Raw genomic sequence first — 22283 nt, 5'->3', positions numbered from 1 at the left:
AAACCCGGTGGCACAACGGATATGACTGCCGACTCCAGAAGTGAACGCCAGGTTGCCGGAAGCAGAATAGTGCGACCGCGCACGATTCGGGGGCAATTGGCCCGAATCCTCGTCGTCTCATTGGTTTTGGTATTGGCGCTGCTCGGCGTGACGGTCGCCCGGGAGGCCACGGCCTTCCGAGACAGTGGTGACACCGTGCGCGCGGTCTCGCTCGCGCTGGCCGTCCAGGATCTGGTGCAGGAGGCGCAGCGCGAACGTGGGCTCAGCAATGGTCTGCTGGGCGGCGATACCCGGCTGGTGCAGACCGTGGCCGATCAGCGGGTCGAAACGAATCGTGCGCTGGCCGCACTCGAGCAGGCCGCGGCCGGGAACGCGCCGGGCACCGCCCAGGTCCGTGCGGCGATCGGCCAATTCGACGCGCTGGATGCGACCCGTACCCAGATCGATGCCCGCCGCACCAGCAGGCAGGCTGCCTTTCAGTTCTATACCGACGGCATTTCCGCACTGAATCGTCTGACGCTCGGCCTCGATCAGGCGCGCGACGCCGAGGTTCGGCACGGCCTCGAGGCGCTGTACGCCCTCGGCGAGGCAAAGGAGCAGACGGCCAAGGAACGCGGATTCCTCAACGGCGTCTTCGCCGCCGATGAGTTCCGCAATGGCGAGTATGTCGAATTCCTCGATATCCGCGCCGCCAAGATGGCCGGTCTGACCGCCTTCGCGCGCGATGCGACCGCGGCACAGCAGGGCGCGCTCGATGCGGCGCTGCGCAGCGAGAATGCCGTCAAGGCAGGGGAATCGGAGCGGATCGCGATCGCGTCGAGCACCGGTCCGCTGGTGCGTTCGGTGGATGCGAGCACCTGGTGGACGCAGATGACGGCGGTCATCGATGAGCAGCGCACGGTCCAGCACGCGGTCGGCGACGATGTGCAGCGGCGCGCGGCGGCGCTGCGCCGGGATGCGTTCTCGACTCTCGGCGGCTTCCTGCTCGCTGCGCTGATCGCCGTTGCCGCCGAGGTAGCGTTGGTCTTCACCAGTGTGCGCGCCATCGTGCGTCCACTCGCCGAGTTGGCGGCGGAGGCGGATGATGTCGCCAATCACCGACTGCCCGGGGTGATCGCGGCGTGGCGGGAATCCGATGACACCCAACCGGATCCGCCTGCGCCGGTGCGCACACCGCGCGGCGCGAGTGTCGAAATCGCCGCGGTGGCGGGCGCACTGGACGGTGTCCAGACCACGGCCTTCGAATTGGCTTCGGAACAGGCGCTGGTCCGCCGCAATACCACCGAATCGATGGCGAATCTGGCGCGGCGCAACCAGAATCTGGTTCGCCGTCAGCTCGGGCTGATCAGTGAATTCGAACGCGAGGAACTCGATCCCAAGGCGCTGTCCAATCTGTTCGAGCTCGATCACCTCGCTACCCGCATGCGGCGCAATGCCGAAAGTCTGCTGGTGCTGGTGGGTGCGGGAAGCCCGCGGCGCTGGGCCGAGCCGATTTCGCTCACCGATGTGATTCGCGCCGGGTTGTCGGAGGTCGACGACTATCGCCGGGTGGTGCTGCGGCGAGTGGACGATCTCGCGATCACCGGCGCGGTGGTCACTGATCTCGCGCATATGCTCGCCGAGCTCATCGAGAACGGATTGGCCTTCTCTCCACCGGATATGGAGGTCGAGATCTACGGACGCAAGCTGCCTGCCGGATATCTGCTCGCGGTGGTGGATCACGGTGTCGGGATGCCGGTGGAGCAGTTGGACGAGGCGAATGCCCGGCTGCGCGGCGAGACCGATTTCGTTGTCGCGCCGACGCGGTATCTGGGCCACTATGTGGTCGGCCGGTTGGCGCGGCGGCTCGGGATCGAAGTCGAGTTGAATGTCTCGCCGGTGAGCGGGGTCGTCGCGCGGCTGCTGTTGCCCGCGGGAATCATTGCGGGAGAGAAAGATCGGCGCGCACCCGCAGCGCGAGAGCGGAGCGATTCGGCTGCGGTGGCCGGTGCGCAAGGGCAGGTCGAGTCGGCGGCGACCGGTGACCTCCCGGCCTTGGGGGGATCTCCCGCGAGCGAAGCTGTTTCGTCGAGACCGATGCTCGGCAGGCCGCGGCACAGTGCTCCGGCTGATGGGGCTCCTGGCGCTCTGGTCAACGGCGCTCGGATAGCTGGTGCCTCGGTGAACGGGACCTCGGTGCCGGTCGCTCTGGTCAATGGTGCCCCAGCCGATGACGCGGTGGTAGGTGGCGGCTCCATGCCTGGTGCCCCGCTCGCCGGTGCTCCGGGCCCCGACGCTTCGGTGCCTGGCGCTCCGCTATCCGGTGCGCCGACCCGTGATGCGCGGACGACCGGCGCATCCGACCCCGACGGCACCGCGTCTCGGCCACCACGCTCCGGTGGACCCGCGCATTCCCGACCGGGATTCGCCGCACCGGGACCCGCGCCGTTCGCCCAATTCCTTTCCACGCCGGACGGTTCCGATCACAGTGCCGAATCCATCGGTACCGGGATCGATGGATTTGTATACACACGCGACGGGAGCAATGGATCGCTGACCCGGCTGCCCAGCGCTACCGGAAGTGATGGTGCCAGCCGAGCCCCGCACGGTGTGCCCGCAGCCGACGGATCCGGTGCCCGCCCTATCGACGGCATAACCACATTCAAGGGTTCACAGCCCGCTTCGCCGTCTTCGGCCAGCGGATCGCTATGGCTGGTTCCCGAAACGGTAACAGCGGCAGCGGAATCCGATAGTGCGCGGACCGTGGTGCAGCGCACCAAGAACGGATTGGTCAAACGCAACAAGCGAGCACGTCCAGCGGACATCGGAAGTGACAGCGCACCAGGGCTTCTCGCTCCTGAGCCGCCGAGTGCTCCGGTCGCGGATCGCTCACCGGCCGAAACTCGCAGCATGCTCTCGTCCTTCCGGGCCGGACATGAGCGCGGCGCTCTCACCCCGCCACGAACCGGGACGCCCGAAAACATCCCGCGCGCCACGGATTTGGCGCAAACCTCGGCTTCACCCACCACCGCAGAGGAGTTTCGATGACCACCCATATACAGGCTGCGGACCCGCACACCTTCAACTGGATGCTGGCCAACTTCGTCCGCAATACCGATGGCGTCCGCGATACGGTCGCCGTTTCCTCCGACGGCCTGCTCATCGCCATGTCGGAGGGCCTGGACCGTACCGGTGCGGATCGACTGGCGGCTATGGTGTCGGGGCTGTCCAGCCTGGCCCGAAGTGCCTCGCGCAGTTACGCATTCGACGGCCTGAAGCTGATCATGATCGAGATGAAGCGCGGCTTCCTGCTGGTCTCCGCCCTCGGTGATGGCAGCTGCCTCGGGGTCATCGCCGACGGCGGTTGCGATGTCGGTCTCGTGGGCTATGAGATGGCGGTGCTGGCCGAACGGGCCGGTGCGCTGCTGGACCCGGCGCTCATTTCGGAATTGCGAGAGTCGTTGCGCCGATGAGAGATCCATACCGGCCGCGGTTGCCGGACCCGCGGATGATCCCGGTCAACCAAACTTTCGGCTGGCTCGCGGCCGGTCGGTCGCCGAAAGGCAGTCCGGACGAGCGGGACCTCGATGACCGATTCGTACGCCCGTTCGTCGTCACAGCGGGACGCACCACGCCATTGATCGACGGGCTGCGCATCGAAACACTGGTGCGGGCACTGCCCGCCGCGCTGTCCGCGCCGCTGCACTTCGAACAGCGCACCGTTGTCCGGCTGTGCCAGCAGCCGCATTCCATCGCCGAAATCGGGACGGCGCTGCACGTTCCGGTGGGCGTCGCGAAGGTGATTGTCAGCGATCTCGCGGCCGCCGGGCATGTTTCGGTCCGGGACGCCCTAGAACTTTCCACCGCAGCCATCGAGAGGATCAGGGACCTTGTACGGGCACTCTGAAGATCGGACACCACCGGCCGAGCGGTCGATGCCCTCGTCGGTCAAGATCGTGATCAGCGGCGGATTCGGTGTCGGCAAAACAACATTCATCGGCGCGATCTCCGAAATCGAACCGCTGGTGACCGAGGCGGCGATGACCGAGGTCGCCATCGGCGTGGACGATCCGGGGCGGCGCGCGGATAAGACCGAGACCACCGTCGCCCTCGACTTCGGCCGCATCACCCTCGACAGCTCGCTGATCCTGTACCTGTTCGGTACCCCCGGCCAGGACCGCTTCGTCTTCCTATGGGACGACTTGGTCGACGGCGCGCTCGGCGCGGTGATCGTGGTGGACACGGGCCGGGTCCAGGACTGCTATCCGGTGCTCGACTACTTCGAAGAGCACAACACGCCATTCGTGGTGGTGGTCAACCGATTCGAAGAGGGCGAGCACTTCGAACTCGACGAGGTTCGGGAGGCACTCGAGCTCGACGAGTGGATCCCCATCCTGGAATGTGATGCGCGAGACCGGGGATCGGTAAAAGAGGTGCTCGTCGCACTGCTCGAACAGGTGCTCGTCCAGCGGCTGTCCGCACCGCGCAGGCAACCGAGCGAGGTCGGCTGACCTGGCGCTCGTGGGCGAGCAAAAGAAACGGATGCTGCGCGGCGAGTTGTACCGGGACAGCGATCCGGAGTTGGTGGCCGAGCGCATCCGGGCGCAGCGGTTGTGCGACGAGTTCAACCGCACCGGCCCGGAGGAAACCGAGCGGCGCGATGCGGTGCTGCGGGGGCTGTGAGCGATTCACCGAGATCGAATGTTTTCGCGGGATCACCGATGAATTCCGGAAGCACTCGCCGTCTTTGCTGGTGATACCGCTCGAGACTAGGAGATATCAAATGAGCAACGGCAAGGATTTCACTCTCACCCACGTCGCGGTGCTGGTCGGCGACCAGGACAAGGCGCTGGAGTTCTACCGCGATGTCATCGGCTTCGAGGTTCGCCAGGATATGCCGTTTCCGGGCGGTCGCTGGTTGACCGTCGGACCCGCGTCGCAGCCGGGTATCGAATTCATCCTGGAGAACCCTGGGATGAACCCGAACGAGGCCGCTCGAGAGGCCGCCGAGGCCAGGCTGGCCAGCGGTGCGCAGGGCACCCTGATCTTCACCACCGAGGCCGTCGACGACACCTTCGCCCGGCTGCGCGACGCTGGTGTCGATGTCGATCAGGAGCCGATCACCCAACCGTACGGCGTCCGCGACTGCGGTTTCCGCGATCCGTGGGGCAACCACCTGCGGTTCTCCCAGCTGCTCGGCTGATTCTCGCGAACCGCCCGAGGCGAATGTCACCGCCAACCAGGTCGCACCTGGCACTAGGGTCGAAATCATGACCCAAGCGCGGATCGAGACGGAACAGGATGCGACCCGGCCACTGCGCGATGACATCCGCTTCCTTGGCGGCGTCCTCGGCGACACCATCCGCGATCACGAGGGCCCCGAGGTCTTCGACCTGATCGAGCGGGTGCGGATCGAGGCGTTCCGGGTGCGGCGCGAGGAGGTCGAGCGCAGCGCGGTGGCGGAGATGCTGGACGGCGTCGAGATCGCGGTCGCGCTGCCGCTGATCCGCGCGTTCACCTATTTCGTGCTGCTGGCGAATCTGGCCGAGGATATCCAGCGCGATCGGCGGCGCGCGGCGCATGAGGCGGCGGGGGAGCCCCCGCAGGATTCCTCCTTGGCGGCGACCTACCGCAAACTGGACGCTGCGGCCCTCGACGGCGCCGAGGTCGCCGATCTGCTCGCCGACGCCCTGGTATCGCCGGTGATCACCGCACATCCGACCGAAACCCGGCGCCGCACCGTCTTCGATGTGCAGACCCGCATTACCGAGTTGATGCGATTGCGGCAGCGCTATACCGAAACCGAGCGGGCACGTGCGGATCTGGAGCTGCGGATCCGCCGCCAGGTACTCTCGCTGTGGCGCACCGCGCTGATTCGATTGCAGCGCCTGCGGATTCAGGACGAGATCTCGGTCGGTCTGCGCTACTACGACATCACGCTCTTCGACGTTATTCCGGCGATCAATGCGGAAGTTCGGGCGGCGCTGCGGTCCCGGTGGCCGGGCGCGGAATTGCTGCCGCGGCCGATTTTGCGCCCCGGATCGTGGATCGGCGGCGATCGTGACGGAAATCCTTATGTGACAGCGGATGTCGTGCGTCAGGCGGCGTCGCAAGCGTCGGCGGTGGCATTCGGACGGTACCTGCACGAGCTGGTGGAGCTGGAGAAGTCGCTGTCGCAATCGGCGCGACTGGTGCCGGTGACACCGGAGGTGGCCGCACTGGCCGAGGCCGGTTATCCCGATCCCGCGACGCATTCCGATGAGCCGTATCGCCGTGCGCTGCACCGGATTCGGGCGCGCCTGTCGGCGTCGGCACTTGCCGCGCTCGGCGAATTGCCCGCGGACGGGCTGGACATGGGTGCACCGGCATACGCGACCCCGCAGGCGGTACTCGACGATCTGGACGCCGTGGACGCCTCGATGCGGGCCAGCGGTGACGGTCTGCTCGCCGACGATCGGCTGGCCGCACTGCGATATGCCGTCGAGACATTCGGATTTCACCTGCAGGGCCTGGATATGCGCCAGAACTCGGAGGTGCACGAACAGGTCGTCACCGAGCTGCTGGCATGGGCGGGTGTGCATCAGGACTACGCGAGTCTCGCCGAGCCGGAGCGGGTGGAGCTGCTCGCCGCCGAGTTGCGTACCCGTCGTCCGCTGCTCGGCCCGCATGCGCGGCTCAGCGAACTCGCCGCCAAGGAGCTCGATATCGTCCGTGCCGCACGGGATGTCGTCGTCACCTTCGGCGTCGAGGCGGTGCCGAACTACATCATCAGCATGTGCACCTCGGTCAGCGACATGCTGGAGGCGGCGCTGCTGTTGAAGGAGGGCGGGCTGCTCGATCCCGGTGAGCCCGATGGGCCGCCGAGCTGCCCGGTGAATATCGTGCCGCTGTTCGAGACCATCGAGGATCTGGGTGCCGGTGCGGCGACCCTGTCCGCGGTGCTGGATGTTCCGGTGTATCGAGAGCTGGTGGCCGCCAAGGGAATGCGGCAGGAGGTAATGCTCGGATACTCCGATTCCAATAAGGACGGTGGGTATCTGGCCGCCAATTGGGCGCTCTACCGGGCGGAGCTGGATCTGGTCGAGGTGGCGCGCAAGACCGGAATTCGCCTGCGGCTCTTCCACGGTCGCGGCGGCACGGTCGGTCGTGGTGGCGGGCGCAGCTATGACGCCATTCTCGCCCAGCCCGTCGGCGCCGTGCGGGGTTCGCTGCGGTTGACCGAGCAGGGTGAGGTGATCGCGGCCAAGTACGCCGAATCCGGTGCGGCGCATCGCAATCTGGAGTCGTTGATCGCGGGCACCCTGGAGTCGACGCTGCTCGATGTGGAGGGGCTCGGTCCCGATGCCGAGCCGTCCTATGACCTCATGGACGATCTGGCGGCGCGCGCTCGTGCGGCCTATGCGCGGCTCGTGCACGAAACCCCGGGATTCGTCGAGTATTTCCGGCAGTCCACGCCGGTCGCCGAGGTCGGCGATCTGAATATCGGCAGTCGTCCCGCCTCCCGCAAGCCGACGAATTCGGTGAACGATCTGCGGGCCATTCCGTGGGTGATGTCGTGGAGTCAGGCCCGCGTCATGCTGCCGGGCTGGTACGGGACCGGTGCGGCGCTGGAGGAGTGGGTCGGCGGCGATCCCAACCGCTTGGCGATTCTTTCGGACCTCTATCGCCGCTGGCCGTTCTTCCGGACGGTGCTGTCGAATCTGGCCCAGGTCATGGCCAAGAGCGATCTGGATATCGCGGCCAGGTACGCCGAACTCGTCGATGATGTGGCCTTGCGCGAGCACATCTTCGGAATGATCCGCGACGAGCACGCCCGCACCATCCGCATGCACGCCGCCATCACCGGCAATGAGCACCTGCTCGCCGACAACCCGTCACTGGCGGAATCGATCCACAACCGCTTCCCGTACCTGGAGCCGCTGAACCAGATGCAGGTCGAGTTGCTGCGCAGGCTGCGGGCGGGCGACGATTCCGAACTCGTCAAACGCGGCATCCTGCTGACCATGAACGGACTCGCCACCGCGCTGCGCAACTCCGGCTAGTTACGCCGACAAGATGGCGACCGCATCGATCTCGACCAGCATTTCCTCCCGCGGCAGGCCGGTGAATACCGTTGTGCGGCTCGGTAATACGTCGCCGGTGGTGTTGGCGGTGACGAACTCGCCGTAGGCGTCGTTCATGACGGCGAAGTCCTCGCGCTTGGTCAGGTAGACGCGCAGCATCACCACATCGTCGAAGGTGGCGCCGCTCGCCTCGACGATCGCCTTGACATTCTGCAGCGTCCGAATCGTCTGGGCGGCAACGTCGCCGGGGAAGAGGTACTCATTGGTCGCCGGGTCGACCGGACCCTGGCCCGAGACCTGCACGAACGGGCCCTTGCGCACGCCCTGGGAGAAAGTGTGCGCGGGTGCGGGGGCGTCGGTGGTGCGGATGGCGATTTTCTCACTCATAACTGGCCTTTCGTTGCGGTGCGGCCGGGAGTCCAGCCGAGTTCGGCAGAGATGGCATCGGCCGCCGCGCGGACCCGCGGCAGCTCCGCCAATACCTGGTCGTGGTCGAGCAGCATGTCCGGCACCGACATCGAGACCGCGGCGACCACCGTCCCGGTGCCATTGCGCACCGGGACGCCGATGCAGTTGACGAAGCTCTCGTGTTCCTCGTGATCTTCCGCATAGCCCTGTGTCGCAACGAGTTCCAGCTCTTCCAGATAGCGCTCCGGGGTGCGGATGGTGCGGTCGGTGAACTTGCGGTAGTCGAGGCGCTCGGCGATCGCGCGCCATTCCGTGCGCGGCTGTGCGGCGACGAGCACCTTCCCGACGGCTGTGCAGTGCAGCGGGGCGGGTCGGCCGATGCGGGAATACATGCGCACGCTCTGGATCGCGTCGAATTTGTCGATGTAGATGGCGTCGCCGGATTCGTAGGTGGCGAGGTGAACCGTCTGTCCGGTAGCGGAATTCAGTGCGCTCAGGTGCGGGCGGGCGAGGGTGCGAACATCACGCTGTTCCAAGGCGCGGTTGGCGAGTTCGAAAAGCCGGGAGCCGAGAACGTATTGGTGCTGACTGTCATGGGTGACGAAGCGCTGCGATTCCATGGTCTGCAGCAGCCGTAGCACCGTGGACTTGTGCACGCCGAGTTCACCGGCCAGCTGATCGAGCGAGCGCGCATCCTCCCCGAGCGACAGCAGGATCGTCAGGGCACGCAACAAACTCTGGCTCATGACTGCGCCTCGCCGGCGCTCGGCTCCGTCATCGCCATGGGCGCTGTGGCTTCGATTCGCTCGCTCATGACGCCACATTCTCTGCTACGACATCTCTGCTGTAATGCACGCGCCCCCAGGCGGACTCGTCGAGTATCGCCAATGCTTCCAGCGCATCGGGTGAAGGCAATTCCGCGACATCACCGGTGCCGGTCAGCGCGGCGGCGGCACACAGATGCCCGAAGCGCAGCCGCTGCTCCAGGGGGCGTCCGTGTAGCAGGGCGGCCAGATATCCGCCCGCGAAGGCATCACCGGCACCGATTCGCTCGGTGATCTCGAGTTCCAGCGCGGGCACTTCGACGCGCTCGGTTCCGGAGAATCCGGTCACCGAATGCTCATTGTTCTTGACCACCAAGTGTTCCGGCTCGGGGAACAGTGCGCGCAGTCGGTCGGCATCGTCGGTGCCGAAGACCGCATCCGCCTCGTCGGCGCCGAGGAACACCACATCGCAGCCGCGTACATGACGAGCCAGCACCTCAGCGGCCTGCTCGACGCGCCCCGCCCACAGCGCCGGACGGTAATTCAGATCGAAGCTCACCAGCTTGCCGCGGCGGGGAAGTGCGACAAGGGTTTCCGTGAGGCGGGTCGCGGATTCCGAGAGCGCGGTGGTAATTCCGGTGAAGTGCACGAGGTCGGTGCGTTCGAGCAGTCCGGCCGCCGCCGTCAGATCGGCGGTGGACAGCGCGCTGGCGGCGGAGCCGGTGCGGTAGTACAGCATGCGGCTGGCTCCATCGGCCAGATCGGTCGCCTTGCCCGAGCCGCTGCCGCGCTCCTTCACATACACGGCGGTGGGGCGTGCGGGATCGATGACAACCGCCGACACATCCACGCCGCGTGCCGCGAGGTGTCCGGTGAGATACCGGCCGAATCCGTCATCGCCGACCCGGGAAATCCACCCGGCGTCCACATCGAGCTGAGTGAGCACGGTGGCCACATTCGCCTCGGCGCCGCCCGCGGTTCGCTCGAAGTTCTCCGAGTTCTCCAGCGGACCGGGACGCGCCACCAGCACGGCGAGCCCCTCACCGATGGTCACCGCCCGCGGGCGGAGCGACGTAGTAGGCCACGTCACATCGATCTCCCTTCTGCCCTTGCGGCCATCGGCCATCCAGTGCAGAATAGCCACACAAAACACGATGTGCAACAAGCGTTGCAAAATATGCAATGCCTGAGCGATATGATTCGGCGGAGAAGATTCCGCGGGAAGGAGCGACATGGCTATCGATGAGAAAGCCGTTGCCGCACTGGCGGATCGGACGCTCGGACCCGAGCACAAAGGTCTGCCGCCCGCGGCTTGGGGACGCACGGTTCGCGACTTCCTGGACACCGCACCGCACCTCGACGAGTTCGAAACCCCGGTATTGACCGTCGACCGCGCGGCCGTCGCGGCGAATGTCGCGGTAATGGCGGATTGGGCCGCGGCCGCGGGTGTGCGCCTGGCGCCGCACGGGAAGACCACCATGGCTCCGCAGCTGTGGGCGCAGCAGTTGGCCGCCGGGTGCTGGGGGATCACCTTCGCCACCGTGTGGCAGGTACAGGTGGCCCGGTCGTTCGGAGTCGGACGGATCGTGCTGGCCAATGCACTCGTCGATCCGGTCGGATTGCGCTGGGTCGCCGCGGAATCCGCACGGGATCCGGAGTTCGAATTCTTCTGCTGGGTCGACAGTGTCGAGACCGTCGCGCTGATGGAGCAGCACCTGACGGGTGATGTGCGAATTCGGGTGATCGTCGAACTCGGTGGGCCGCACGGGCGTACCGGCGCACGCACGGTCGAACAGGCGCATGCGATTGCCGAGGCAGTCGGCCGCGCCGAGCGACTGACCCTGGCCGGAGTCGGCGGTTATGAGGGTGCGCTCGCGCATGATCGCACCCCGGACGGGATCGCCGCTGTCCGGCGCTATCTGGACGAAATCGCCCGCCTGCACCGCGAACTCGCCGCGGCCGGACACTATCCGGAAGACGCGATCGTCACCGCGGGCGGCAGCGCCTTTCCGGATCTGGTCGTCGAATGTCTGGCCGGACTCGCCGACGAGCAAGGTGTTCCGACCACAGTGGTACTGCGCTCCGGTGCGTACATCATTCACGACGACGGCTTCTACGCGGGCATTTCGCCGCTGGCCGCGCCACGCAGCGAACGACCGCTGCGCTCGGCGATGCACGGCTGGGCGCGGACCGTTTCGCGACCCGAGGCAGAACTCGCGCTGCTGGACGCCGGTAAGCGTGATCTGCCATTCGATGAGGGGCTTCCGGTCCCGCAATTCGTTGCGGGACCGGAAGGTTCGTTGAATCCGGCGGCACATGTCAGTGCGCTCAACGATCAGCACACGTTCCTGCGGCTGCCGGGCGGTGCCGCCGGTGACCTGCCGGTCGGCAGTGTGGTGCGGCTCGGTCTGTCGCATCCCTGCACCGCGTTCGACAAGTGGCGGTTGATCCCGGTCGTCGATGACGCCGATGCGGAACGGCCACGTGTTGTCGATCTCGTCCACACCTTCTTCTGACGAGTGGCCATGACGGACTTAGTGTTTCGCGATATCGATGTCATAGACGGCACCGGAGCGCCACGCTTCCGCGCCGATGTCGGCATCGATCGGGGACGGATCAGCACTATCGCCGACCCGCGAACGATCACCGAGGCGGCCCGGTTCATCGACGCGCCCGGTTCGGTGCTCGCCCCCGGCTTCATCGATATGCACGCGCACTCCGATCTGCATCTGCTCACCGAGCCCGGTCATTTCCCGAAGATCAGCCAGGGCGTCACCACCGAGGTCATCGGACAGGACGGGCTTTCGTATGCCCCGATCGATGACGCCACGCTGGCGGTACTGCGGCGTCAGATCGCCGGATGGAACGGCAATCCCACCGATCTGGACTTCTCCTGGCGCACGGTCGCGGAGTATCTGGACCGGCTCGATCAGGGCATAACACCGAACGCCGCGTATCTCGTACCGCAGGGCACGCTGCGGCTGCTGGTCGTCGGTAGCGAGCAGCGGCCTGCGACGGTGGCGGAGATCCGGCGGATGCGGGACCTGCTCGCGCAGGGACTGCGCGAGGGTGCGGTCGGCATGTCCAGCGGGCTCACATATACGCCCGGAATGTACGCGGACACCGGGGAATTGGCGGCGCTGTGCGAGATCGTCGCGGAATACGGCGGGTTCTATGCGCCGCATACGCGCTCTTACGGTAAGGGCGCGTTGGCGGCATACGCCGAGATGATCGGCCTGGCTCGCAGCACCGGGTGCGCGCTGCATCTCACCCACGCGACCATGAACTTCGGCGTGAACCGCGGGCGCGCAGCGGAATTCCTGGCGCTGATCGATGCCGCCCGGGCCGAAGGGTGCGATATCACCCTCGACACGTATCCGTACCTCCCCGGCTCCACGACACTTTCGGCGCTGCTGCCGAGCTGGGCGATGTCCGGTGGCCCGGATGCGGCATTAGCTCGCATCGATGATCCCGGGATGCGCGCGCGAATCACGTTGGACGTGAACGTGAATGGTTCCGACGGCTGCCACGGCGTCACGGTCGAATGGGAGACCATTCAAATCAGCGGTGTCGCCAATGCGGAGCTGGGGCAGTACGTCGGTAAGACCGTCGCGGAAATCGCGGCCGATGCCGATCGCGCACCCGTCGCGGTGTTCTTCGACCTGCTGCGCAGAGATCAGTTGGCCACCACCATTCTGCAGCACGTCGGGCACGAGGAGAACGTGCGCGCGATCATGGTGCACCCGGTGCATATGGGCGGCAGTGACGCACTGCTCGTCGGTGGTCGGCCGCATCCGCGCGCCTGGGGCACCTTCCCGCGCTATCTGGGCCATTACGTTCGCGAACTCGGTGTGCTCGGGCTCGAGGAGTGCGTGCACCACCTCACCGGTCGGCCCGCCGAGCGGCTGCGGCTGAGCGACCGCGGACACGTATTCACCGGGTACGCAGCCGATCTCGTGCTGTTCGACCCATCGACGATCACCGATACCGCGACCTTCGACAACCCGAAGCAGCAGGCGCGCGGCATTCAGCACGTGCTGGTCAACGGCGAATTCGCCATCGAGAACGGTGCGCCCACCGGCAAGCTCGCCGGCCGCGCGCTGCGCATGGATGCCACGCGGAAGGAGACATATTGAACGCCACGAGCGCTCTGGAAGTCATGCGCGCCGACCGCGTGCTGACTGTGGTGCGGGCGCCGGAGATTCCGGATCCATTGGCGCTCGCGGATGCGCTGGCGCGCTCCGGGATTCGCACCTTGGAACTCACCTTCACGACGCCGGGTGTGCTCGATTACCTGCGTATCGCCGCGACGGCTCCCGCTGCTGTCGTCGGCGTCGGAACCGTACTGCATGCCGATCAGGCCGCGGCCGCGATCGACAACGGTGCACGGTTCCTCGTCACGCCCGGTGTGCGCGCGGAGGTCGCGGCCGTCGCGGCCGCACGCGACATTCCGGTCGTCATGGGCGCTTTCACGCCCACCGAGGTGCTGACCGCACTCGACCTCGGCGCCGCCGCGGTGAAGATCTTCCCCGCCAGGGCACTCGGTCCCGGCTATTTGAAAGACCTGCGCGGTCCCTTCCCTGATGTGGCGCTGATTCCTTCCGGGGGCGTCAATGCGGGCAATGCCGCCGAATTCCTCGCCAACGGAGCCGTGGCCGTGACCGCGGGTACCGATGTCGTGGCCCCATCCGACGTCGCCGCGGGCCGATGGTCCGAAATCGCCTCGCGTGCGGCGTCATTCGTTCGATCCATGAATTGAGAGGTACCCACATGGGCACCACTGTCGACTGGCTGCGCACCACCACACCCGGATTGCTGGTGCTGTGCGGTCTCGCGATTGCCGTACTGCTGTTCGCCATTATCAAGGTCAAGCTGGAGCCGTTCATCGCGCTGCTGCTCACCGGACTCGGGCTGGCGCTCGCCGCCGGACTACCGGTGTCGAAGATCGTCGGTACGGCGATCAAGCCCGGTGATTCGCTGCTGGAGACCGGTTTCGGCGGCATCCTCGGGCATATCGCGGTCATCATCGGCCTCGGCACGGTGCTCGGCGCGATTCTCGAACGCTCCGGTGGTGCGGATGTTTTGACCGGCAAGCTGCTGAGCATCTTCGGTGAGAAGGGCGCACCGGTCGCGATGGGTCTGCTCGGGCTCATCTTCGGCATCCCGGTCTTCTTCGATATCGGCATCTTCGTGCTCGCGCCGCTGATCTATGTGGCCGCCAAGCGCGGTGGGCGATCGCTGGTGCTGTACGCCATGCCGATGTTGGCCGGTCTGTCCATGACCCACGCGTTTCTGCCGCCGCATCCGGGTCCGGTGGCACTGGGTGGACTGCTCGGGGTGAGCCTGGGATGGCTGATCATCATGGGATTCGTCTGCGGCTTACCGGGTTTCATCGCCGCGGGCATCGTGTGGGGCACTTACATCGGCAAGCGGGTACAGGTCGAGGTGCCTGCCGAGTTCTTGGTGCGGCCGGAGGCCGAGTCCGCGGCGAAGGGCGAAGGTCCGGGCACCGCAACCGATCCGGAGACTGTCCGCACCGAAACCCGCCCGCCAGCGGTCGGGCTCATCGGCGGCATTATCGCGATTCCGCTGGTGCTCATCCTCGGTGCGACCTTCGGCAGCCAATGGCTGGACAAGGATTCGCGGCTGCTGCAGGTGCTGACCTTTCTCGGCACACCTGCCGTGGCGCTGTTGATCGCCGTGCTCGTCGCGTTCTATCTGCTCGGTGTGCGGCGCGGTTCCAGCGTGCAGGAGCTCAGTACGCTCACCGCGGAATCGCTGAAGCCAGTCGGCATGCTCCTGCTGGTGGTCGGTGCGGGTGCGTTCTTCGGAAAGGTCATCTCCGCCACCGGAATCGGCACCGCACTCGCCGACACCATGTCGGCCGCCGGTCTGCCGGTGATCGTGCTCGCGTACATCATCAGCTGCGGTCTGCGGATCGCACAGGGCTCGGCCACCGTTGCCATCGTGACCACCGGCGGCATTGTCGCGCCGCTGGTAACCGGGCACGGCTATTCGCAGATGGCCATTGCACTCATCGCGATGGCGATCGCGGCGGGGTCGATCATCCTCAGCCATGTGAACGACGGTGGCTTCTGGATCATCTCGAAGTACTTCAACCTGACGGTGAAGCAGACACTGCAGACCTGGACGGTGCTCGAAACTGTGCTCTCGGTGGTCAGCTTCGCGGTCGCGGCGGTGCTGTTCGCGATTGTCAGCTGAACTCGCTCCAGCCCGGCGTCGGATCCCGGTGCCGGGCTGGTCGATTCGTGCAGTCGAAGTTCTGTAGCGCGGCGGTGCAGCGGTCGGCTTGGGCACGAATGGCCGCGGCGAGTTCGGGTGGGCCGCTGAGCAGTGTGAAGTCGATATCGACCGAGGTGATAATCCAGACCAGCGCCTCCGGCGAATCCGCCCCCACGTGCAGTTGGCAGCTGTGGTCGTCGACTGCTTCGATGACGCCCATACCGGGCCAGACATTCGCCGCGGCATCCTCGGCGGATTTGTGCAGCAGGGCAATTGCTTGATGCGGCCAAGCCCGCGAGGACAGTCGCAGCGAAAGGTGGGCCGCGACATCGCCTTCCGGAAGTTCGCGCGGAGTGAAGCGCGGGCCGGTTGGGGTTCGTGGCGAGATGCGGTCGGCTCGGAACGTGCGCCAGTCATCGCGATCGACATCCCAGGCGACGAGGTACCAGCGCCTGCTGAAGTGCACCAGGCTGTGCGGCTCCACCGTACGACGGGTGGTAGCACCGCTGTGTGCGCGATAGTCGAAGCGCAAGCGCTCGTGCCGTTGACAGGCCTCGGCGACGGCCATCAAGGTGTCCGGTTCGACCGTTGCGTCGGGCGTCCCGACCCGGACTGTCGCGCCACGCAGCGTGCGGACCCGGTGGCGCAGGCGCGGCGGCAGCACCTGCTCGAGTTTGGTGAGCGCGCGCAGCGATGCCTCCTCGATGCCCGCGACCGTGCCGTCGGAGGCGCTGCGCAGCCCGGCCGCCACCGCAACGGCCTCCTCGTCATCGAGCAGCAGCGGCGGCAGTGCGGCCCCGGCGCCGAGCCGATAGCCAGCGGTGCCCTGTGTGGCGTGCACCGGGTAGCCGAGTTCACGCAGCCGATCCACATCGCGGCGGACCGTGCGGCCGGTGACGCCGAGTCGTTCGGCGAGTTCGGTCCCGGTCCAGTCGCGGTGGGTCTGCAGCAGGGCGAGCAGTTTGAGCAGGCGCGCCGAGGTTTCCAACACGAAATCCAGAATGTCAGATGCTTAGGAACGATCCTGTCCTAAGGAGGTCATACCGTCGCTTTCATGAGCACCGAACAGGACATCCGCCCCTTCCACATCGAGATCCCCCAGGCCCAGATCGACGATCTGCACGCCCGGCTGGCGAATACCTTGTGGCCGGATGAAATCCCGGGCGGCGGTTGGGACAGGGGCGCGTCGATTTCGTATATGAAGGAGCTCGCCGATTACTGGCGGTCCGAATATGACTGGCGCGCAGTCGAAGCGCGGCTGAACGAGCTGTCGCAGTTCGTCACCGATATCGACGGGCAGCGGGTGCACTTCCTGCACGTCCGCTCGCCCGAACCCGATGCCGTGCCGCTGGTACTGAGCCATGGCTGGCCCGGCTCGTTCATCGAATTCCTCGATGTGATCGGACCTTTGAGCGATCCGCGAGCCCACGGCGGTGATCCGGCCGATGCGTTCCATCTGGTCATTCCGTCATTGCCCGGATTCGCCTTCTCGGAGCCCGGGCCGAAGGTCGGGGACGGTTCGACCGAGCAGTTCGCGCAGGTGGTGGCGAAGTTGATGGCCCGGCTCGGCTACGACCGGTACGGGGCGCAGGGCGGCGACGCGGGCTTCTTCGTCTCGACCGAACTGGGACGGATCGCCACCGACCATGTGCTCGGCATCCATGTGAACGGGCCGATCACGCTGCCGTCCTGGAGCGCCGGCGGTACGGAACCGGAGTACGGCCCGGAGGATCTGGCGAAGCTGGACAAACTCACCGGAAGCGAGAGCTACACCCGGTTCGGCTATGCGATGGTGCAGGCGGGGCGTCCGCAAACCCTGGCGATCGGCATGCACGATTCGCCCGCCGGTTTGCTGACCTGGATCGTGGATCTCTTTCAGCGCTGGACCAATCCCGCGCTCGAGTTGCCCGACGAGGCGGTGGATCGCGACGCGCTGCTGACCAATGTCAGCCTCTACTGGTTCACCAGGACCTTCGTCTCCTCGATCCGGCTGTACGGGGAGGGGGACTCGTGGGGGATGCCTGCGCGGAATTCCGGCGTGCCGACTGCGTCCGCGGTATTCGCCGGTGACAATTCCATTCGCGTACTCGCGGAGCAGCAGCACAACATCGTGCGCTGGACGGAGTACGACCGGGGCGGTCACTTCGCCGCGATGGAAGCACCGGACCTGCTGACCGACGATGTGCGCGCGTTCTTCCGCTCGCTGCGCTGAGCGTGGTGGCGACCGTGCGGCTTGCGCAAGTCAGGGGCCGTGCGGGCCTCGGTAGCGTTCGGCCATAGCGAAGGCCGTCGCGGCGAGCCGGTCGCGGAATTCCGGCGGGTCGAGAACCTCGCAGAACTCGCCGAGCGGCAGGATCGCCCCCGCCAGAACCTCGTAGGACTCCGAGGGAATGGTCACTTCGACCCAGCCCTCGGCGTCCGGTTCGGTGGCCGATGCCATCGCCTCGGCGACCGCGGCGGGCTCGTTCATCAGCCGGAGCAGTCGCAGCTGGGCGGCCGCGATCCGGCAGCGAGCCCGCACTCGCAGCATCGATCGGGCGAAATCGTCGGCCGACTCCGACCAATGCTCGGCGAGGTTGAAATCGTCTGGCCGCGTGAAGGATTCGCCGACCTGCTCGGCCGAGGCGATACGGCTGACGCGATAGGAGCGGATGGCTGATCCGTCCCGTGCGACGAGATACCAAGTCCCGGCTTTCAATACGAGGCCGAGTGGATCCAAGCGGCGTTCCACGGCTCGATCCTTGCGCTGATACCGGATATCGAGCCGCCTGTCGTGCCACAAGGCATCGGCAACCACTGCGAGCGTTGGTGTTTCGTCGGGGCGATGGAACCAGCCCGGCGCGTCCACGTGGACACGCTCCGCGATTCGTGTTGCCCGGCCGCGTAATTCGGGTGGCAGTGCGGCGAGCACTTTGAGCTGCGCGGTCGCCAATACCGTGCCGAGTCCGAGATCGGCAGCGGCCGCGGGTTGTCCGGCGAGCAGTACCGCATCGGCTTCCTCGGTGGTGAGACCGGTCAACCGGGTGCGGTACCCGTCGACGAGCCGCACGCCGCCGGTCCGACCCGGTTCGCTATAGATCGGTACGCCCGCGGCGGACAGCGCCTCGATATCGCGATACACCGTGCGCACCGACACCTCCAGCTCGCGCGCCAGCTCCGGCCCGGTGGTCCGGCCGCGGGTCTGGAGCAGCAATAACAGCTGCACCAGTCGACTCGCTCGCATGATTCGAGATTAGCCATAAAACCTGACAGAAGGTGTCAAGTTTTGCTCGTACCGTCGATCCCATGACCACATGGAGCCAGTTCACCGAAGAAGCGCCACGCATCGCCACCGTCTTCACTCGTCGACACCAGGCCACCGGCAATCTCTGCATGCTCGGCACCCTGCGCTCCGACGGCTTCCCCCGCATCAGCCCCATAGAACCGCGAATCTTCGAGGGCATGCTGGTAATCGCGGGCATGCCGAACACCACCAAATTCAAGGATCTCGCCCGCGACCCGCGCTTCTGCCTGCACACCGCAACCGTCGACACCCAAGTCGGCGACGGTGACGCAAAGCTCTTCGGCACCGTCATCGACCTCCCCGACAAGGAAGTCCACGCCCGCTTCGCCCAGCAACTGTTCGACGAAACCGGCTTCGACATCCGCGGCCAAGAATTCGACCACTTCTACACCGCCGACCTGACCAGTGCCTCCACCGTCGAGGTCACCGACGATCACCTGGACATCACCATCTGGAAGCCCGGACAGGGCGAGCGGGTGGTGCGCAAACATTGAGCGCTCGGTTGGCGGTGATCAGTTGACGCAGTTCGGCAGTGATCACCGCCGATCAATCGGCGCGCTTTCATGGGCTCGCTACTCGCCGTAGTGGTAGCGACATGCGAAGATGACCGCCGTACCTTCGTCGATCTTGTACACAATGCGATGCTCGCCGGTGATGCGACGCGACCAGAGCCCAGACAGATTGTGGCGCAACGGTTCCGGCTTGCCGATACCCTCATATCCGTTGCGTTTGATGTCCTCGATCAGAGTGTTGATACGCCGCAACGTTCTTCGGTCGTTTGCCAGGAACCATTGGTAGTCTTCCCATGCCTCGTCCATGAAGGTGAGTTTCACTGGCTCGCCTTCACCGCCTTGCCCTTGGAGATTTGGCTGTCTTCGCCGCCTTGCGGGCTTTCTGGGCAGGCTTGGGTGCTGGCTCGTCGTCATCGTCAGGTACATCGGCCAGTTCGCGCGGTGTCCCACCGCCGGCCCGGTATGCGGCAATTGCAGACTCGAGGCGCCGCGCATTCGCGGGGCTGCCCAATAAGTAAGCGGTCTCTTTTAGCGCTTCGTACTCGCTGAGGGCGATCACCACGGCGGGTGCATGTCCGGCGCGGGTGATCACGACCTCTTCCATATCTTCGGTTGCGGTGTCGAGAACATCGGCTAGCTTGGCTCTGGCTTCGGTGTAGGTCATTGGGCGCATGTCTCTACTGTACAGAAATCTGTACAGCTTGGATAGGTCGTTAAAGCGCTGCAGGTGCCAGGCGGCGCGCGATCGCCGCCCGATCCACCGGCCCCCTCAGGATGAGCGCATCAGGCATCGTATGAACCCTAGAACTCCGCGGCGAATGAACTACTCGCCAGTCGGTGGTCATCTTCTGCAATGCTCGGCATCAGTTGGCTGAGGCGAGCTCATCCCTGCGCCGCCGTAGAAAGGTCTGTTCGGCGATGTTTTCTGTGTAGGCGATGGCGGCGTCGTAGGCCTGAATTGCCTCTGCGGTGCGACCGAGTCGGCGGAGGAGGTCGGCGCGGATCGCGTGGTACAGATGGTGATTCGGCAGGTCGATTTCAGAGAGCAGCGTGAGCGCCGCATCAGGACCCTGGACTTCACCGACCGCGACCGTGCGGTTCAGCGCCACCACTGGGCTCGGTGCTATGGCGGCCAATTGGTCGTAGAGTCGCAGGATTTGTTGCCAGTCGGTGGATTCCGGATCGGGGGCGTCGGCGTGCACGGCGTTGATTGCGGCTTGGATCTGGTAGGGGCCGGGTTGGTTGCGCCGCAGGCACTCTCGGACGAGGGCATGTCCCTCGGTGATGAGGGTGCGGTCCCAGCGCTGACGGTCTTGCTCGGGCAGCGGCACGAGCGACCCGTCCGGTGCGGTGCGGGCGGCTCGACGCGATTCGGTGAGCAGGATCAGTGCGAGCAGCCCGAGTACCTCCGGCTCGTCGGGCATCAGCTCGATGAGTAAGCGCCCCAAGCGGATTGCCTCGGCGCACAGGTCGGTTCGAACCAGCTGATCACCGGAGGTGGCGGTATGGCCCTCGGTGAAGATCAGGTAGATGACGGCCAGGACGGCGCGCAGGCGGGCCGGTAGGTCGGCGTCGCGGGGGACTCGGTAGGGGATGCGGGCGTCGCGGATCTTGCCCTTGGCACGGACGAGCCGTTGCGCCATGGTCGATTCGGAAGTCAGGAAGGCGTGGGCGATTTCAGGTGTGGTGAGACCGCCGATTAGTCGCAATGTCAGTGCCACTTGGGCATTCAGCGACAGTGCCGGGTGGCAGCAGGTGAAGATCAGGCGGAGACGGTCGTCTTGGACGGCGCTCATATCGTCGGGTTCGTTGTCGGCGTGCAGAAGTGCGGCCTCGGCATGGCGGTCATCGCGAGATGCCTCGCGCCGCAGGCGATCGATGGCTCGGTTGCGCGCGGTCGTGATGATCCAGCCCGGCGGGCTCGGCGGGAGTCCATCGGTCGGCCAGCGCTGTACGGCGACAGTGAACGCGTCCTGCACCGCGTCTTCGGCGATGGTGATATCGCCGAAGACGCGGATCAGGCTGGCGACCGCGCGGCCGTAGTGTTCGGTGAATACGGCCGCGATCGCGGCGCCGGTGTTCAATGATCGGCCACCGGCCGGACCTCGATCGGCAGGGTGATCACGGCGGCCATCTTCTTGCCCCAGTCGAGCGCCTCGTCCAGATCGGCCGCCTGGATGACGGTGAATCCGCCGATGTGCTCCTTGGTTTCGATATATGGGCCGTCGGTGACGAGCACGTCGTCGCCTTGGGCGCGCACCACGGTGGCGGTGCTCGGCGCATGCAGGCCCGCAGCGAAAACCCAGGCGCCCGCGGCACGCATCTCGTCGTTCAGCGCGTACAGATCGCGCATGATCTCGTCGAGATTGTCCGGCGGCGGCCTGTCATCGGGCTGATAGATGCTGAGCAGATACTCCTTCACGACTCCTCCTCATCCCCGCTGGTAGGTGGCGATCACGACGCCGGTGGGAGTGCTGACGCTGTCGGTGAGTCGAAGTTCGCCGAGCTCCGTGCTCACGAACAGCCGCCGCCCGCCGCCGACCACGATCGGATGGATCAGCAATAGATACTCGTCGACGAGATCGTCGCGCATCAACGTTTGCAGCAGATCGCCGCTGCCGAGCACCACGAGATCCTGCCGCAGTTCGCGTACCGCGTCGACGACGTCGCCGCCGAGCAGCGTGGAGTTCTCCCACGGCAACGGTTCGGTCAACGTCCGGGACGCGACGAACTTCTCGGTCTTGTTCAGCACCTCGGTGTACGGATTGTCGGTTTGCTGCGGCCAGAACCCGTAGAACTGCTCGTAGGTCCGCCGTCCGAGCAACAGCGCACCGTGATGGGTCGCCATATGTTCGCCCATCACCCTGGCCTGCACTGGGTCGTCGTGGCGATGCGCCCAGCCACCGTGGCGAAAGCCGTCCCGGGTGTCCTCATCGGCCCCGCCGGGGGACTGCATGACGCCGTCCAGGGTGAGGTGCTCGACCGCGATGATCTTGCTCATGGGGAGTCCTTTCCGTTGGCCGGTCGGCTA

23 protein-coding genes are annotated in these 22283 nt (G+C 66.0%); 13 read left to right on the top strand and 10 right to left on the bottom strand.

What is annotated here, in order from left to right; all coding sequences use genetic code 11:
* Nucleotides 1–69: 69 nt before the first annotated feature.
* The 7 genes from ACZ60G_RS35475 to ppc all read left to right on the top strand — a co-directional run bounded on the left by ACZ60G_RS35475 (nt 70) and on the right by ppc (nt 8021).
* Nucleotides 70–3027, top strand: a complete 2958-nt coding sequence (locus ACZ60G_RS35475; protein ID WP_465815795.1) for a sensor histidine kinase — start codon at nt 70–72, stop codon at nt 3025–3027.
* On the top strand, nt 3024–3452 hold the full coding sequence (locus ACZ60G_RS35470) for a roadblock/LC7 domain-containing protein (RefSeq protein ID WP_063045565.1): 429 nt from the start codon (nt 3024–3026) through the stop codon (nt 3450–3452). Before ACZ60G_RS35475 ends, ACZ60G_RS35470 begins: the two co-directional genes overlap by 4 nt.
* Entirely contained in the window at nt 3449–3886 is a 438-nt protein-coding gene (locus tag ACZ60G_RS35465) for a DUF742 domain-containing protein (protein WP_465815793.1), read from the top strand. The genes ACZ60G_RS35470 and ACZ60G_RS35465 overlap by 4 nt, the downstream gene beginning before the upstream one ends.
* Nucleotides 3887–3914: 28 nt before the next feature.
* The gene (locus ACZ60G_RS35460; RefSeq protein WP_465815791.1) at nt 3915–4490 is read left to right on the top strand and encodes a GTP-binding protein; all 576 of its coding nucleotides are present in this window, start codon (nt 3915–3917) and stop codon (nt 4488–4490) included.
* 10 nt (nt 4491–4500) lie between these two features.
* A complete protein-coding gene (locus ACZ60G_RS35455) occupies nt 4501–4662 on the top strand; it encodes a maltose acetyltransferase domain-containing protein (protein WP_465815789.1) in 162 nt (53 codons plus the stop codon).
* Nucleotides 4663–4762: 100 nt separating this feature from the next.
* Entirely contained in the window at nt 4763–5182 is a 420-nt protein-coding gene (locus ACZ60G_RS35450) for a VOC family protein (protein ID WP_063045568.1), read from the top strand.
* A 67-nt stretch (nt 5183–5249) separates the two neighbouring features.
* Nucleotides 5250–8021, top strand: coding sequence for a phosphoenolpyruvate carboxylase (gene ppc, locus ACZ60G_RS35445; RefSeq protein WP_465815787.1), 2772 nt, complete (start codon nt 5250–5252; stop codon nt 8019–8021).
* On the opposite strand, the gene ACZ60G_RS35440 is transcribed toward ppc, so the two are convergent.
* The 3 genes from ACZ60G_RS35440 to ACZ60G_RS35430 all read right to left on the bottom strand — a co-directional run bounded on the left by ACZ60G_RS35440 (nt 8022) and on the right by ACZ60G_RS35430 (nt 10358).
* The gene (locus ACZ60G_RS35440; protein WP_465815786.1) at nt 8022–8429 is read right to left on the bottom strand and encodes a RidA family protein; all 408 of its coding nucleotides are present in this window, start codon (nt 8427–8429) and stop codon (nt 8022–8024) included. It abuts the gene before it with no gap.
* Nucleotides 8426–9196, bottom strand: a complete 771-nt coding sequence (locus ACZ60G_RS35435) for an IclR family transcriptional regulator (RefSeq protein ID WP_465815784.1) — start codon at nt 9194–9196, stop codon at nt 8426–8428. The genes ACZ60G_RS35440 and ACZ60G_RS35435 overlap by 4 nt, the downstream gene beginning before the upstream one ends.
* A gap of 64 nt (nt 9197–9260) precedes the next feature.
* Nucleotides 9261–10358 carry a sugar kinase gene (locus ACZ60G_RS35430; RefSeq protein ID WP_465815782.1) on the bottom strand — a complete coding sequence of 366 codons (1098 nt, stop codon included), beginning with the start codon at nt 10356–10358 and terminating at the stop codon, nt 9261–9263.
* 88 nt (nt 10359–10446) lie between these two features.
* Between ACZ60G_RS35430 and ACZ60G_RS35425 the strand changes: the two genes are divergently transcribed.
* The 4 genes from ACZ60G_RS35425 to ACZ60G_RS35410 are packed head-to-tail and all read left to right on the top strand — an operon-like array spanning nt 10447 to nt 15436.
* Nucleotides 10447–11730, top strand: coding sequence for a type III PLP-dependent enzyme domain-containing protein (locus ACZ60G_RS35425; RefSeq protein WP_465815780.1), 1284 nt, complete (start codon nt 10447–10449; stop codon nt 11728–11730).
* A 9-nt stretch (nt 11731–11739) separates the two neighbouring features.
* Entirely contained in the window at nt 11740–13350 is a 1611-nt protein-coding gene (locus ACZ60G_RS35420; protein ID WP_465815778.1) for an N-acyl-D-amino-acid deacylase family protein, read from the top strand.
* 23 nt (nt 13351–13373) lie between these two features.
* Nucleotides 13374–13973, top strand: coding sequence for a bifunctional 4-hydroxy-2-oxoglutarate aldolase/2-dehydro-3-deoxy-phosphogluconate aldolase (locus ACZ60G_RS35415; protein ID WP_465815891.1), 600 nt, complete (start codon nt 13374–13376; stop codon nt 13971–13973).
* An 11-nt stretch (nt 13974–13984) separates the two neighbouring features.
* Nucleotides 13985–15436 (top strand): GntP family permease, encoded by a 1452-nt coding sequence (locus tag ACZ60G_RS35410; RefSeq protein ID WP_465815776.1) that lies wholly within the window; start codon nt 13985–13987, stop codon nt 15434–15436.
* On the opposite strand, the gene ACZ60G_RS35405 is transcribed toward ACZ60G_RS35410, so the two are convergent.
* Nucleotides 15429–16448, bottom strand: coding sequence for a helix-turn-helix transcriptional regulator (locus ACZ60G_RS35405; protein WP_465815775.1), 1020 nt, complete (start codon nt 16446–16448; stop codon nt 15429–15431). The genes ACZ60G_RS35410 and ACZ60G_RS35405 overlap by 8 nt on opposite strands.
* A gap of 63 nt (nt 16449–16511) precedes the next feature.
* Between ACZ60G_RS35405 and ACZ60G_RS35400 the strand changes: the two genes are divergently transcribed.
* On the top strand, nt 16512–17669 hold the full coding sequence (locus ACZ60G_RS35400) for an epoxide hydrolase family protein (RefSeq protein WP_465815773.1): 1158 nt from the start codon (nt 16512–16514) through the stop codon (nt 17667–17669).
* Between the two features lie 30 nt (nt 17670–17699).
* On the opposite strand, the gene ACZ60G_RS35395 is transcribed toward ACZ60G_RS35400, so the two are convergent.
* Nucleotides 17700–18680 (bottom strand): helix-turn-helix transcriptional regulator, encoded by a 981-nt coding sequence (locus ACZ60G_RS35395; protein WP_465815771.1) that lies wholly within the window; start codon nt 18678–18680, stop codon nt 17700–17702.
* Between the two features lie 62 nt (nt 18681–18742).
* On the opposite strand from ACZ60G_RS35395, the gene ACZ60G_RS35390 reads away from it, so the two are divergent.
* Nucleotides 18743–19234, top strand: coding sequence for a pyridoxamine 5'-phosphate oxidase family protein (locus ACZ60G_RS35390; RefSeq protein ID WP_397054906.1), 492 nt, complete (start codon nt 18743–18745; stop codon nt 19232–19234).
* A gap of 78 nt (nt 19235–19312) precedes the next feature.
* Here ACZ60G_RS35390 and ACZ60G_RS35385 read toward each other — a convergent pair whose 3' ends face one another.
* The 5 genes from ACZ60G_RS35385 to ACZ60G_RS35365 all read right to left on the bottom strand — a co-directional run bounded on the left by ACZ60G_RS35385 (nt 19313) and on the right by ACZ60G_RS35365 (nt 22253).
* Nucleotides 19313–19573: a Txe/YoeB family addiction module toxin gene (locus ACZ60G_RS35385; protein ID WP_465815769.1), complete on the bottom strand. Its 261-nt coding sequence runs from the start codon at nt 19571–19573 to the stop codon at nt 19313–19315.
* Nucleotides 19574–19583: 10 nt separating this feature from the next.
* Complete coding sequence (locus tag ACZ60G_RS35380) at nt 19584–19916, bottom strand: type II toxin-antitoxin system Phd/YefM family antitoxin (RefSeq protein ID WP_465815767.1); 333 nt, start codon at nt 19914–19916, stop codon at nt 19584–19586.
* Between the two features lie 199 nt (nt 19917–20115).
* Complete coding sequence (locus tag ACZ60G_RS35375; protein WP_465815765.1) at nt 20116–21336, bottom strand: RNA polymerase sigma factor; 1221 nt, start codon at nt 21334–21336, stop codon at nt 20116–20118.
* The gene (locus ACZ60G_RS35370) at nt 21333–21674 is read right to left on the bottom strand and encodes a YciI family protein (protein WP_465815763.1); all 342 of its coding nucleotides are present in this window, start codon (nt 21672–21674) and stop codon (nt 21333–21335) included. Before ACZ60G_RS35370 ends, ACZ60G_RS35375 begins: the two co-directional genes overlap by 4 nt.
* A 9-nt stretch (nt 21675–21683) precedes the next feature.
* Complete coding sequence (locus ACZ60G_RS35365; protein ID WP_465815761.1) at nt 21684–22253, bottom strand: dihydrofolate reductase family protein; 570 nt, start codon at nt 22251–22253, stop codon at nt 21684–21686.
* Nucleotides 22254–22283 lie beyond the last annotated feature (30 nt).

The sequence above is a fragment of the Nocardia sp. NPDC102475 genome, assembly GCF_055584605.1.
Note: the sequence above shows the minus strand (reverse complement) of the source record. Positions and strands in the feature narration are given on the sequence as shown.